At 46.5% G+C, this 13,030-nt stretch carries 13 protein-coding genes; 6 read left to right on the top strand and 7 right to left on the bottom strand.

The window, feature by feature from the left end; translation table 11 throughout:
- Positions 1 to 78: 78 nt before the first annotated feature.
- Positions 79 to 1,488, bottom strand: coding sequence for a MocR-like pyridoxine biosynthesis transcription factor PdxR (pdxR, locus tag HP567_RS10870; RefSeq protein ID WP_173608690.1), 1,410 nt, complete (start codon positions 1,486 to 1,488; stop codon positions 79 to 81).
- 102 nt (positions 1,489 to 1,590) lie between these two features.
- On the opposite strand from pdxR, the gene HP567_RS10865 reads away from it, so the two are divergent.
- The 3 genes from HP567_RS10865 to HP567_RS10855 are packed head-to-tail and all read left to right on the top strand — an operon-like array spanning position 1,591 to position 3,625.
- Positions 1,591 to 2,214, top strand: a complete 624-nt coding sequence (locus HP567_RS10865) for an FMN-binding negative transcriptional regulator (protein WP_173608691.1) — start codon at positions 1,591 to 1,593, stop codon at positions 2,212 to 2,214.
- Between the two features lie 33 nt (positions 2,215 to 2,247).
- Positions 2,248 to 2,886, top strand: a complete 639-nt coding sequence (locus HP567_RS10860) for a LysE family translocator (RefSeq protein WP_173608692.1) — start codon at positions 2,248 to 2,250, stop codon at positions 2,884 to 2,886.
- A gap of 28 nt (positions 2,887 to 2,914) precedes the next feature.
- Positions 2,915 to 3,625 (top strand): B3/B4 domain-containing protein, encoded by a 711-nt coding sequence (locus HP567_RS10855; protein ID WP_173608693.1) that lies wholly within the window; start codon positions 2,915 to 2,917, stop codon positions 3,623 to 3,625.
- Between the two features lie 43 nt (positions 3,626 to 3,668).
- On the opposite strand, the gene HP567_RS10850 is transcribed toward HP567_RS10855, so the two are convergent.
- Positions 3,669 to 4,043, bottom strand: coding sequence for a nuclear transport factor 2 family protein (locus HP567_RS10850; protein WP_173608694.1), 375 nt, complete (start codon positions 4,041 to 4,043; stop codon positions 3,669 to 3,671).
- A gap of 50 nt (positions 4,044 to 4,093) precedes the next feature.
- On the bottom strand, positions 4,094 to 4,441 hold the full coding sequence (locus HP567_RS10845) for a LysR substrate-binding domain-containing protein (RefSeq protein ID WP_229087988.1): 348 nt from the start codon (positions 4,439 to 4,441) through the stop codon (positions 4,094 to 4,096).
- Between the two features lie 212 nt (positions 4,442 to 4,653).
- On the opposite strand from HP567_RS10845, the gene HP567_RS10840 reads away from it, so the two are divergent.
- Positions 4,654 to 5,496, top strand: coding sequence for a DUF92 domain-containing protein (locus HP567_RS10840; protein ID WP_173608696.1), 843 nt, complete (start codon positions 4,654 to 4,656; stop codon positions 5,494 to 5,496).
- 52 nt (positions 5,497 to 5,548) lie between these two features.
- Here the strand turns inward: HP567_RS10840 and HP567_RS10835 are convergent, their stop codons facing one another.
- Positions 5,549 to 6,769, bottom strand: coding sequence for an MFS transporter (locus HP567_RS10835; protein ID WP_173608697.1), 1,221 nt, complete (start codon positions 6,767 to 6,769; stop codon positions 5,549 to 5,551).
- Positions 6,770 to 6,902: 133 nt separating this feature from the next.
- Here HP567_RS10835 and HP567_RS10830 point away from each other — a divergent pair, with 133 nt between their 5' ends.
- Positions 6,903 to 7,787, top strand: a complete 885-nt coding sequence (locus HP567_RS10830; RefSeq protein ID WP_173608698.1) for a LysR family transcriptional regulator — start codon at positions 6,903 to 6,905, stop codon at positions 7,785 to 7,787.
- Positions 7,788 to 7,799: 12 nt separating this feature from the next.
- Here the strand turns inward: HP567_RS10830 and HP567_RS10825 are convergent, their stop codons facing one another.
- Complete coding sequence (locus HP567_RS10825) at positions 7,800 to 9,182, bottom strand: MFS transporter (RefSeq protein WP_173608699.1); 1,383 nt, start codon at positions 9,180 to 9,182, stop codon at positions 7,800 to 7,802.
- A 112-nt stretch (positions 9,183 to 9,294) separates the two neighbouring features.
- Between HP567_RS10825 and HP567_RS10820 the strand changes: the two genes are divergently transcribed.
- A complete protein-coding gene (locus HP567_RS10820) occupies positions 9,295 to 10,182 on the top strand; it encodes a LysR family transcriptional regulator (protein ID WP_173608700.1) in 888 nt (295 codons plus the stop codon).
- A gap of 372 nt (positions 10,183 to 10,554) precedes the next feature.
- On the opposite strand, the gene HP567_RS10815 is transcribed toward HP567_RS10820, so the two are convergent.
- Together HP567_RS10815 and HP567_RS10810 are read right to left on the bottom strand one after the other, a co-directional pair.
- Positions 10,555 to 11,772: an amidohydrolase family protein gene (locus HP567_RS10815; protein WP_173608701.1), complete on the bottom strand. Its 1,218-nt coding sequence runs from the start codon at positions 11,770 to 11,772 to the stop codon at positions 10,555 to 10,557.
- 34 nt (positions 11,773 to 11,806) lie between these two features.
- On the bottom strand, positions 11,807 to 13,030 hold the full coding sequence (locus HP567_RS10810) for an amidohydrolase (protein ID WP_173608702.1): 1,224 nt from the start codon (positions 13,028 to 13,030) through the stop codon (positions 11,807 to 11,809).

The raw sequence follows: 13,030 nt of genomic DNA, 5'->3' as shown, positions 1-13,030 counted from the left end.
GAAGAATTCGGTTGGTATCCCAAAGACTTTCGCTTATTTCTTCTTTTTTCTCCTACCAGCTTGGGTGTTTGTTCGGGCTTAAAAGCTTGAGCTATCGAACCCGTCATGTTGTAACCAAGCCTTTGTTAAGAGCTTTACACCAAGCTGAATTTCATCAGTTGATAAATTACTGAAACCAAGTTTAATAATCGGTTCTTCCGTTTTGTTTTTAATGAAGAAGAGTGAAGTCGGATAAACTTTAACTCCCTGAAGAGAAGCTTGTTGAATGAGCCATTCTTCTGAGCGTTCCAGATGTACTTTGACCAGTACGTACAAACCAGACTGCTCGCCAATGATTGAAATATGGTGCGTGAAATGCTTCCTTAATTCACAAACGAAGTGCTGCATTTTTCGTTTATAAACAAGACGCATGCGTTTAATATGGCGATTCCATTCCCCTTCTTCCATAAATTTCGCCATGGCGAATTGGCTAAGGAGTGAAGTGGTGCTCTCGAAATGTGCGAATTGATTTTTATAACAGCTGACCAGTGGCTGTGGCAACACCATATAACTTAAACGAATCCCTGGCAGAAAGCATTTCGAGAAATTCCCGAGATAAATCACTCTCGTTGAATCGATGGAAGCGAGAGCCGGAAATGGTTGTTGGGTATAGCGATATTCACTATCATAATCGTCTTCGATAATATACCCTTGCCTATTTTTTGCCCAATGGATGAGTGCATGCCTTTGTTGAATGGGCATACTGACCCCATATGGACTGTGATGCGACGGCGCTACATAAATCAATCGTGATTTCCTATGTTCCAGGTGTGAAAAATCAGCACCTGTCTCATAAACAGGTAACGTTTCCAGTGTAAAACGATTTAATTGAAAAGCTTTTCTAGCGCCATCATAACCAGGGTCTTCCACAATCACGCTGGAAAAATCATGTTTCAGGACCAGACCGAGATACACAAGCATTTGTTGGGTACTACTGCCGATAATGATGGCATCTGGTTCTGTTCTCACCCCACGAGATTGGAGTAAATACGCTGCGATTTGCTCACGTAGACTCCATTCACCAAAAGGTTCCCCGTACCGAAAGCTGTCCTTTTCCGTTAATACTTGATTCGAGATCCTCCGCCATGTTTTTAAAGGGAAATGCAATTGATCGACGACGTCTGCGCGAAAATCAATGCGAACAGATGGTACCGGCTCTGTTTGCTTGTGAGTAGAAGAACTGCGGGCCTCTTGAAATAAAACGGGCTCTAACTCATTTACAAAATACCCTTTTCGTCCCTCTCCACGAATGTACCCTTCCGCAACGAGTTGTTCATACGCCATTAATGTTGTATTGCGGCTTACATGTAAGGAATCTGCAAGCTGACGAATAGAGGGCAATGGCTCATCCGCCTTAATATCGCCTTGTTCAATAAATGATTTAAATTTGTCGTAGATTTGTTTGTATTTAGGAGAGTTATCCTTGAATGTAAAAATGGTATTTTTCATTAGCACCTCTCCTGACATGTACATTTTTTTGTTATTGTATCTTTTTTTATGTCAGTTTGTATCATACTCTTGGTTCAAATACAAGTTGAAAGGGTGGTTCCTATGTACGTTCCTAAGCAATATCGTATGGAACATGATGAGGCCGTTCAGATGATGAAGTCTAATCCGTTTGCCCTATTGATTACAGTTGATGAACACCGCCCGTTGGCTACGCATATCCCGTTGGAAATTCGTGAAGAGGAAGGGAAAATCTATGCAACTGGGCACATTGCATACGGAAACATGCAGAAGAAAACGTTGGATAACAATAGAGATGTTTTGCTGATTTTTCAAGGACCGCACGCTTACATTTCGTCAAGCTGGTATGAGAGTGAACAGGTTCCCACATGGGACTATCTCGCTGTACATGCGTATGGGACAGCACGTATTCTCACGAAGGATGAACTGAAGTCGGCTTTGGATAAAATGCTGACACACTATGAATCTCACCGGGAAAATGGTCGACTCTGGGAGACCTTTCATCCTGAATTGCTTGAGAGAGAAATGAAAGGAATCGTTGGTTTTGAGATTGAAATCACCTCGATTCAAGCGGCAGCCAAAATGAGTCAAAATCGCAACAACACCGATTATCAATCGATTGTGGCAGAGCTTGAAAAATCAAATGATCAAGAGGAAATTCAGGTTGCTCAGTGGATGCGTGAGCAACGAAAAGAGTTATTTAAATGATCAGCCTATAGATACAACAAGGAGTTGCTTCTTATGGAGTTTTCAACTATTTGGCTATTTGTCATTGCCGCTTCTACATTGTTAATCATACCTGGACCAGCTGTGTTTTATATTATGGCAAGAAGTATCGATCAAGGGAAGAAAGCTGGTCTGGTATCAGTTCTAGGAGTGTCTCTTGGTGGTTCTGTTCACGTTTTAGCTGGGGCAATTGGCGTTTCTGCGATCCTTATGACATCAGCAACAGCCTTTCATATCGTGAAGTACCTGGGTGCTGCTTATCTAATCTATCTGGGGTGTAAGACATTATTTTCTAAAGCTGATAGCACGGTTTCTGAAATTCCAAAAGCCCCTCGCAAAAAATTACGAAAGATTTTTTACGAATCAGCGCTTGTAGAGGTAATGAATCCCAAGACAGCACTCTTCTTTTTAGCCTTCTTTCCGCAATTCATATCACCTACTGCCGGGTCAGTCACCGCTCAATTTTTGCTTTTAGGAACGATATTTATTATCCTTGCTTTTGTTAGCGATGGTCTGTATGCCTTTCTCGCAGCAAGTATGAGAAAGCGGATTGTGGGTAGTAGGGCGAGTTCAAAGGTAATGAATCGGATCACTGGTTATTTATATATTGCTCTCGGGATTTTCTCTGCCTTTGCGAGCCCCTCCAAAACATAATTAGTGAAAGGAAACGGAGAGATAGGTTATGTCGAAATTTCTCATTGAAGATGATTTCTGGTCGTTATTTCCCCATGCAAAAATAGGCATCGTGATTTGCCAGGGGATTGATAATTCACGTAGAGACGTTGAAAAATACGAGAAGCTGCTGCAGGAGGCGGAGAAAGAAGCACATAAATTTTTTACTCTGGAGGAATTCAGCAGTAACCCTGTCATTTCCGTTTGGCGAGAAGCTTTTCAGAAATTCAAGACGAAGAAAGGGGCAAGGTGCTCCATTGAAGCTTTATTAAAAAGAGTGAAAAATGGCAATCCGATCGGAACCATAAACCCGCTTGTTGACATCTATAATTCCATTTCACTGCGATATGGACTTCCGTGTGGCGGAGAAGATATCGACACTTTTGTAGGCGATATTCGGCTAACGCAAGCAAATGGCAACGAACCCTTTATCCCATTGGGACAGGATGAAAATGCTTCGCCTTATGAAGGGGAAATTGTTTATAAAGACGATGTCGGTGCCATATGCAGATGCTGGAATTGGCGTGAAGCTCAGAGGACGATGCTAACAGAACATACGAAAAATGCATTCCTCTGTATTGAATTAGTAGATGAAACAAGAAGCGATGAATTCCATATGGCGCTAAAAGAATTGTCTGATTTCGTGCCACATCATCTAGGTGGTATGGTGAAGATGGAAGTGCTGGATATCCATAATAAGGAAATGACAATCTTTGATTAAGCTCAAACGGCAGCCATATGCACTGGCTGCCGTACTTACTGTCTTAGAACATTCCATTCTCATTGGGAGAATCAGCAGGTATGGGCTGGCCTACATCCCACAATTCGACGATTTGGTCGTTATGAAAACGGAAGATATGGACCACAGCTCCCCCAAGATCCTCTTGGTTTTGCTTTACATGGGAATGGACAGCAACGATATCCCCCTCTTCGATGGCACGTTTCACTTCGAGAATCTTATGCGGATTTTTTGCGGCGTTCTCTTCCATTGCGAGCATGAGAGAATGAGCATCGCCACGGAAAAAGGGATTATGGTGGCGGAAATTCGGACTAGTGTATCTTTGGTATGCTTCCCGCACCTTCCCCGACGCTACCAGTTGCAAAAACGACACCGCATTCTCTTTAAGAGAAGTCATCATAACAAATCATCCTTTCTTTATTAAGATACCCGTTCGTACAACACGTCTATCTATGCCCAACTTTTTTCATGTTGTAACGTTATCGCAATAAACTCCGTCATGGCTGGAGAAACCCATTTGTTTTTGTGATAAACGACTTGCGCAAAAATAGTAGGAAAGCTGCTGTCACAGGGAATGATCTTTACCTTTCTCTGCTCAATTTCCTCTTTTACAGTCATTAACGGCAAACAAGTGATACCTAGCCCACTCCTTACACATCGTTTGATTGCCTCAATGCTCCACAGTTCCATCATTTGAGAAAAGGCAAGCCCTCGTTCTTCTAGGTATTTTTCGAACATAGCACGATAAACTTTCATACTGCCGTACCATGATTCACAAACGGCCATGCTTTTTTCCATGTGTGCAACGATACTGATCGGGTGCGCGGCTTTATTATTGTGAGTCATATTTTGGGCGGCATTTCAAAAGGTTTTTGCCAAATACGATAAGCAAATCAATATGGGCAAGTGTTTGTTCCTCCTCTATTCTGTCATTACCATTTTCTAAAGGAAACCGCTCATCTTGCCTACTTCCGAGGTATAATAGTTCAAAGCAAAGGGGGCGGGAAACTGTGGAGTGGTTAATCGGTCTGGCCTGCAGCGCTGGGATTGCAGGGGCGGCTTATGTAAAACGGTCGCTGTCTGGTTCCGGCTTTTTGGCGGCGGTGATACTGGGCACCGTGATGTACGCACTCGGAAGCCTTATCTGGTTCGGCTCCCTCATCGCATTTTTTGTCTCGTCCACTTTATTATCCAAGTGGAAAAAGCATAAAAAGGAAGAGGCCGAGAGCGGTTATGAGAAAACGGGGAGACGCGATGCTGGCCAGGTGCTCGCAAACGGAGGGCTCGGATTACTGTTATGTGTAGCAAATTGGGTGTGGTCGCATCCGCTTTGGTGGTACGCGTTCCTCGGCGTGATGGCAGCGGTCACAGCCGATACATGGGCAACAGAAATCGGCGGCCTGAGCCGGAAGCCTCCGCGATCAATCAAAACGGGGCAGTGTGTTCCGCCTGGCACTTCCGGCGGCGTTTCTAGCCTGGGAATGGGTGCATCGCTTGCCGGTGGACTATTTATCGGCGGTGCAGCGTGGTTGCTGCTTGCGGTAACCGATCAACCCGCGCCGGATGTGATCACACCTGCCCTTAGACTGGCAGCTTGGATCGGCATAGCAGGACTGGCTGGCGTAATAGGGTCACTGGTTGATTCGTGGATCGGTGCGACTTGGCAGCAAATGTACCGTTGCACAGCTTGCGGTCGTGAAATCGAGCAAGCTCGTCACTGTGGCACGCCAGCCGTACGAATCCGCGGTCGCACTGGTTGGAACAACGATGCGGTCAATCTCGCTGGTTCGCTTGCAGGTGGTGCTTTCGCCGTCTTAATGGCGTTGGCATTCGGCTTATCGTTTGACCTATAAAAAAACGGAAAGACTTCGTATCACCAAACGATACTGAGTTTTTCCGTTTTCTTTATTTTGAGGCACAAGTCTCGGCGATTTTGGTCACTTTCTTCGCGTTCTGCACCATTTTTGAGACGCACGCCCAAAGGATGAAGCCGACTAGGAGAAAGCCGACATTCATACTGATGACGCCTCCCCATCCGTATGCGGACCAAAACAATCCCCCAAGTGTTCCTCCTACACTTGAACCCGTGTAGTAGAAAAATAAATACAAAGAAGAGGCCTGTGCTTTGTTCTGTAAAGCAAGCTGTCCTACCCAACTGCTTGCAACCGCATGCGCTCCAAAAAATCCAAAAGTAAAAAATCCAAGTCCTGCTATCTTCATCATGAGATTCGCTTCCCACGTCAAACAGACGCCGATCAATGCGAGAAACAAGCTTGTGAATAACAGATTTTGCTTACCGTGACGATCTATTAATTTTCCTGTCCAGACGGAGCTGAACATTCCGATGATCATAATTAAAAACGTCCAACTGATAAATGTTTGGCTGAGTGAATAGGGCTTTTCGAGCAATACATAAGCGATGTAATTGAACAACGCTACATTACTCCCTAATAGTATAAAGCCGATGACAAATAAACAAATGAGACTTGGAGCCTTTAGATGGTCTACTAAAGACAGACCTAACTTTCTCATTACGAATGGGCGTGCCTTAAAATTTTGTGACGGTGGTAAGGTGTTCCAAAAAATCAGTGTGGCAGCCAAACTGATGAGACCAATCCCCCCTATTGCGATCTGCCAGCCGAAGTAGTCACTCACCATACCTGAGAAAACCCTGCCAAACACAGCCCCAATGGAATTCCCGCATATATAGAGACCCATAGCCGCTCCCAGACTTTTGGATTCGATTTCTTCTCCAAGATAGGCCATTGCGATGGAGGGCAAACCCGCCAATGAAATCCCTTCAATCGTTCGCAATACCAGGAGAACATGAAAATTCGAACTGAATGCTGTGAGAATACAAAACACAGACGAAGCGAGCATGGAAACGATCATAATTGGCTTGCGTCCCCATACTTCAGACAGCGAACCAAGAACGAGCATACTGACGGCAAGAACCATTGTTGTAATGGAGAGGGAAAGGCTTGCTGTCGTTGGGCTAACTGAAAATTCTTTTGAAAATTCCGGCATTAAGGGCTGTACGCAATAAAGAATCGCAAACGTATTGAAACCAGCGGCAAAAAAAGCAAAGCTGGTTTTGCGGAAGAGTGCTGTACCTTGTTGTATCATGCGATCACCATATCATTTCAGGATGATTATGGTTTCATGGTACCACCATTTATCTATGATGTATAATTCATTATAATCATGTTTTTCATGCATTTATGTAATGAAAACTCCAAACGGAAAGTGGTGCTTTCGAATGGAATGGCAACAGTTCGAATATTTTCAAACCCTGGCAAGAATCCAACACGTGACACAAGCGGCCGAAGCTCTCTCGATTTCCCAGTCTGCCCTCAGTCGTTCGATTGCCCGATTTGAGGATGAAATAGGCGTTCCTCTGTTTGACCGTCAAGGACGTTCGATTCGGCTCAATAAATATGGTCATCTCTTTTTAAAGCGAGTCGAAAATATGATGAAGGAATATCATGAGGGAAAACAAGAAATCATGGATTTACTTGATCCAGATAAGGGAGAGGTATCTCTTGGGTTTCTGCACACATTAAGTACCAGTCGTATCCCTGATTTACTGGCTTCTTTTCGCTCCCTCTACCCCAACATTCATTTTCGACTCGGACAAGGTCCCTCCCATACGCTTATGAATCAGTTGCAAGGAGGAGAGTTTGATCTTTGTCTACTTGCTCCTATGGATATGAAATCTCCCTTTGTATGGAAGCCGCTTTGGAATGAAGAACTTTTTGTGATTGTCCCGAAAGACCACCAATATGCAAATCGTACCTCGATTACGTTGGAAGAGATTGCGGATGAATCCTTTATCCATTTAAAAGAAGGATACTCCCTTCGTATCACTGTCGAGCAATTGTTTCAGGAAGCGGGAATTACACCTCCCATTACCTTTGAAGGAGAGGAAGCAGATACCGTTGCAGGACTGGTCGCTGCTGGACTGGGAATCTCCCTGTTGCCCAATTTAAAAGGAACGGACCAGAGTAAGATCACACAAATCCCTGTCAAAAGCCCGAAGTGCCAACGGACAATTGGAATTGCCTGGGTAGAAGGGAGATATTTATCACCTGCCACTGAAAAATTCAAACAATTTGTTATGGATCATGCCTGCGATTTTGAATAGGGATGAGCGAACCTACGACTCGCCTCGCTGCCCTGATGCCCGTCGCCAACTCATGAGTACCAAAGACAACGCGATTGTCGTGAGGATAATGCCAAGCACTTGCAAACCCTCGGCGCTGAACTTATCTCCCATTACAATGCCGATCAATAATGAGGAGAGAATGGTACCCAGGTATCTGGATGTTTGAAATAATCCGGATGCTACGCCGATGATTTCTTTTGGAGAGCTTTTGAACAAGGCTGCTTGCATACCGACATTGTTTAACCCGTTGCTAATGCCGAATGCCGCTAACGCCACACACACACTGATCACATGTGAATCTTGCTTTAACGTCACGATCCACAATGACCCAAATGTCATCAACATGGCGGATGTGAGCAATGCCGGCCGAGGTCCTGAGTGATCAATCCATCGTCCTGCTAGTGGAGACACAATGAGGGAGCATAAACCTAAGCTGAGCATGAGCATTCCTGTATGGAACTCGCTGACATGACGAACCATTTGTAGGTAGGATGGAAGGCCGAAAAAAAGCGAATAAAAAAGGACGTTAACGAGCATGAATTCGATATTGACCCACGTCATCGCAGGATACTTCGCGAATGTCCGCAGCGGAATAAACGGAGAAGCCGTTTTTAACTCATGTCGTACGAAAGCTACCAGTGTAACGAGGCCGATCCCTCCAACCATGATATGCCACCATGAGACATGCCCCGATGATTTTGCGAAAAGCAATCCAACGAGCAGTGCAACCAGACCCACCGCGAAGAGCATGATCCCTGTTGCATCAATCAATTCCAACCATTTTCGAAAGGACATCTTATGTGCAACAGATGCTGCCGATCCATCCTTTGGAATCATCCTCCAGGCTAACAGGAAGCTCGCCACCACGAACGGAATATTAACGAGAAAGATCGCAGACCAATCCCAATAATGAAGCAATACCCCGCCAATAAAAGGTCCAATCGCAGCTGCTCCAGACAGGAATATGGACAGTACGGAAAGCGCAGTCGCTTGTTTCTCCGTAATATGGATTCGTACAATGGCGATTCCAACGGCAACCATCATGCTTGTTCCAATCGATTGCACAATTCGGAACACAATGAGCCACCCAAAGTTTGGAGATAATGGAGCCAATAAGGAAGCAACGAAAGATACGACAAGCCCGGTAAGGAATATCTTCTTGCGTCCGAACAAATCACTTGCCTTTCCCATGACAGGTTGAGCGATTGCACTCGCAATGTAGAACGAGAAAATCATCCACGAAACAACCGTGAAATCAAGACTGTACACATTTTGCAGCCTTGCAATCGCAACAGAAATCATCGAAGAATTTAACGGGTTCAACAATATCCCTAGTCCAACGGAAATCATCAACCACCTGTTGTGAGCCCCCATTTTCAGCCCTCCTTAAAGCGTTTTGATGATATCGTACTGGAAATCAAACATTTACTCCAACGTATTTCATGTTATGATTCCATTGATTCAAAGGAATGAATGGAGGAGCTAAATGGAACTTCTTCAACTGCAATACTTTCTTACCGTTGCTCGTATGGAGCATGTGACCGAAGCTGCACGAAGCCTGCATGTGACCCAATCGTCCCTTAGTAAAACGATTCAACGATTAGAGGAGGATCTGGGAGTCCCGCTATTTGATCGTACAGGGAGAAAGCTGCGTCTGAATGAGTTCGGAAGCAAATTCCTCTGTCGGGTGGAAAGAGCTCTGTTTGAATTGGAACAAGGGAAACTGGAGCTTCGCGACTTGTCCAACCCGGAGCATGGTACTCTTGAATTAGCGGTGACTACTGCAAGCACGCTGCCTAATATCCTTCGCGAGTTTCGGAAAAAGCGGCCTGATATCCAATTTCATGTACAAATGCTGTCCACCCAGGAAATGGTTACGCTTCTTCATAGAGGAGAGGTCGATTTTTGCTTGTCCTCCCCTCCTGTGCAAGACGATGACATCGAATGTCAAATCGTGTTCATTGACCCTATCCTCGTAGCTGTTCCAAGGGGACATCGACTGGCAGACCGAAGCATCGTATCTTTGACAGAGCTGAAAGATGAATCGTTTGTCGGTGTAAAGAAAGGGTACGGTACACGCGATCTCGTGGACACTATATGCAAGTCGGTTGGATTCGCACCCACCTATGTGTATGAGGGAGATGAACCTGCAAGGCTGATCCAACTGGTGGAAGCAGAAATCGGCATAGCCTTCATACCAAGCACGGCAAGAGATTCTCGTGAACAAATCTCGTATCTAAGAGTCGAGAATCACGAATTGGTACGGGAAATCGCATTATTATGGCACAAGAGTCGGTACATTTCGCGCGCTGCCCAAGAATTCCGTGAGGTTGTTGTCGATTATTTTGAGGATGTATGCAAACTTGAGAGGTGATGAATCATGAAACTTCACGATTGTCCTACCTGTAATACCAACAGTCAAGAATGTATGATCGTCATCGAGAATGCGTTGCACCCTACAGCTGAGAGATTAACGTGCCGTATATGTTCCTGGAGCGGAAAGTGGTCGGACATGAAAGTGCGCGAGACCCCGGACGAACCAATCCCGGGCGTCGAACCGATTACCGACTATGGTGTGCTGCATTCAGATCAAATTCGACTTCGCTATACAGGGGGTTGTTGCCCACATTGTGGGGGAGATGATCCTTTGTGCTGGTGCCATGCATTTTAGGTGCAGGCAAATGAACACAAAAACAGACACGTCACAATTGCGTGTCTGTTTTTGTTATAGATTTTCTTTTCGATCTTACAAAGCCCCAGAAACGACATTCCCGCGGAACATTACAGCTTGGCGCTTCGCGCGGCGTGCAACTGCTTCTGCTGCCGAGGATGCATGAACGAATACAATATCCGCTTCGTCGCCAACATTCGGCCATTGGCGGTTGCCCTCTTTATCCAGCGGCGTTTTCCCACCTGTAATGAAGCCCAGTGCTTGGGACAGGGAACGTTCGTCCTGCATGCGGAAGCGCTCAGCCAATCGGCCCGCTTTTTCCAAGCTGTCTCCTTGTCCAAATGGCGACCAGTGATCGGTAATACTGTCGTCTCCGAGAGAAACAGACACGCCTTTTTCATGCAGCAATGGAATCGGAATCGTCCCTCTGTTCACGGGTACAGTGGAAGTGATCGAAATGCCCAAGCCAGCGAGCATTTCTGCTACTTCCCCTGCTTCTTCCAGACTGATGTCAGCAAGGGAATTGGCATGGCTGATGGTAACGCGACCTTGCCACCCTGCTTCTTCGGTCATTTTAGCAAGACGCTTGAATGTAAACACCCCGAGATGATCCGGATCATGCAAATGAACGTCGATGGGTGCATTCGCTTCCACTGCCAGCTCAAAAATGGTAGCGAGCGATTTCTCGATGTTTTGATCCACGGTCGCCGGGTCTACACCGCCAACGTAGGTCGCCCCCATCTTCAAGGCTTGGCGGATGTTCTCCACCTGGTTACTTCGCAGAAGACCTTGCTGCGGGAAGGCAACGACCTCGCACTGCAATCTGCCGCTGAAGGTTTCCAGTGCTGCCATCGTCGCTTCCAGGTTTTTGAGTCCGATGTACGGATCGATATTACAATGGGAGCGAATATGGGTGGAGCCTGCGGACAGCAGCAATTCCAGCATTTTTTCTGCGCGCTCTTGTGCTGTTGGCAGCAGCTTCGGCATGAGCTGGCTCTCTTCTTCCAGTCGACCCAAGATGTTTTTTACTGGCGTCACGGCTTTCCAAGGGCCGCCATAATACGTTTTATCGATGTGGATGTGCATATCCCTAAATGACGGCAGTGCCAACAGACCGCTGGCATTCTTCGTTGGCAGCTCGGTTTGTGGAGCGGCTCCACTCACGATCTGCGCAATTCGTCCGTCTTCGATTAATAGATGCGCCACTTCAGTATCTGTAGCAACCACCTTGTCATTTTCTTTGCGGTATCCGCTCTCCAAGCGGACGTTGGTTATCCAATAGGCTGTAGACATCTATCCATGACATCCTTTCTATTTAAAAGTAGTACTACCACTCACCCGCTACCCGGTTGCCTTGGAAAAGCACGACCTTGCGCTTCGCACGTCTCGCAACTGCTTCTGCTGAACATGTCGCTTCGACCGCCATCAGGCTCGCCTCATCTCCAGCCAATGGCCACAGGCGATTCCCGGTGTCATCGAGAGTGATCCGCCCTTCTGTCACAAAGCCGAGTGCTACGCCTAACGATCTTTCATCCGTCAAGCGGAAGCGTTCAGCCAGTCGTCCTGCTTTTTCCAACAAGTCTCCGCTGCCAAAGGGGGTCCAGTTGTCTGTCAGGCTATCGTTGCCGAGCATGACGGCAACCCCTTCTTGATGCAGCAACGGAATCGGAATGGTCGGGCGATTGATTGGCACGGTCGATGCAATAGAAATGCCAAGCGAGGCGAGGCGTTGTGCCAGCTCTTTAGCTTCCTCCTGAGAAACATCGCCCAATCCCATCGCGTGACTAATCGTGACACGGCCCTGCCAGCCTGCCTCTTCCGTCAGAGCAGCGAGGCGCTTCATCGTAAACACGCCGAGATGCCCCGGATCATGCAAATGCATGTCAATGTCGGCATCTGCTTCGACTGCCAGCTCTAGCATCGTTTGCAGGGAACGCTCGATGTCGCCGTCTACTCCACCCGGATCGACGCCGCCTACATGAGTAGCGCCTTGACGCAGTGCCTCACGTACCATGTCGCGCGCTTGTGTACGCAGCATCCCATAATGCGGGAAAGCAACAATTTCGTGGGAGACACGGTCTGCATACGTCTCAAACGCACTTTTCATTCCTTCCAAAAACCCAAGACCAACCTGTGGGTCCACATGACAATGCGTTCTTACATGTGTCACTCCTGTTTCCACCAGCAGCGAGAGAATATTTTCTGCTCCTGTCTGTGCCTGCTTGAGATACATCGGCAACAGCCCTCTGTCCTCAGCGTGGCGTTCGAACAAGTTTTTTACGGGAGTTGTTGCCTTCCATGGGCCGCCGTAATACGTTTTTTCCAGATGAATGTGCTTCTCGGCCATAGACGGCAAGATCAGTAAGCCTTTCGCGTCCTTTTTAGGCAGCCCATCCTCCAAAATTTCACTGGAAGGGACAATGCGTGTAATTTTTCCATGCTCAATAAGCAAATCGCACAGCTCTGTCCGCGTTCCACTGATCACGCCTTCTTCCCACTCATACCCGATTTCCAGTCGAGCGTTGACGATCCAATAAGGAGAAGATTTCAC

Origin of the sequence: Brevibacillus sp. M2.1A (assembly GCF_013284355.2) — a bacterium.
GTDB lineage: Bacteria > Bacillota > Bacilli > Brevibacillales > Brevibacillaceae > Brevibacillus.
Note: the sequence above shows the minus strand (reverse complement) of the source record. Positions and strands in the feature narration are given on the sequence as shown.

Coding starts and splice junctions, on each gene's coding strand:
- pdxR (WP_173608690.1), bottom strand. CDS start 1,488: ATGAAAAATACCATTTTTACATTCAAGGATAACTCTCCTAAATACAAA.
- HP567_RS10865 (WP_173608691.1), top strand. CDS start 1,591: ATGTACGTTCCTAAGCAATATCGTATGGAACATGATGAGGCCGTTCAG.
- HP567_RS10860 (WP_173608692.1), top strand. CDS start 2,248: ATGGAGTTTTCAACTATTTGGCTATTTGTCATTGCCGCTTCTACATTG.
- HP567_RS10855 (WP_173608693.1), top strand. CDS start 2,915: ATGTCGAAATTTCTCATTGAAGATGATTTCTGGTCGTTATTTCCCCAT.
- HP567_RS10850 (WP_173608694.1), bottom strand. CDS start 4,043: ATGATGACTTCTCTTAAAGAGAATGCGGTGTCGTTTTTGCAACTGGTA.
- HP567_RS10845 (WP_229087988.1), bottom strand. CDS start 4,441: ATGGAAAAAAGCATGGCCGTTTGTGAATCATGGTACGGCAGTATGAAA.
- HP567_RS10835 (WP_173608697.1), bottom strand. CDS start 6,769: ATGATACAACAAGGTACAGCACTCTTCCGCAAAACCAGCTTTGCTTTT.
- HP567_RS10830 (WP_173608698.1), top strand. CDS start 6,903: ATGGAATGGCAACAGTTCGAATATTTTCAAACCCTGGCAAGAATCCAA.
- HP567_RS10825 (WP_173608699.1), bottom strand. CDS start 9,182: ATGGGGGCTCACAACAGGTGGTTGATGATTTCCGTTGGACTAGGGATA.
- HP567_RS10820 (WP_173608700.1), top strand. CDS start 9,295: ATGGAACTTCTTCAACTGCAATACTTTCTTACCGTTGCTCGTATGGAG.
- HP567_RS10815 (WP_173608701.1), bottom strand. CDS start 11,772: ATGTCTACAGCCTATTGGATAACCAACGTCCGCTTGGAGAGCGGATAC.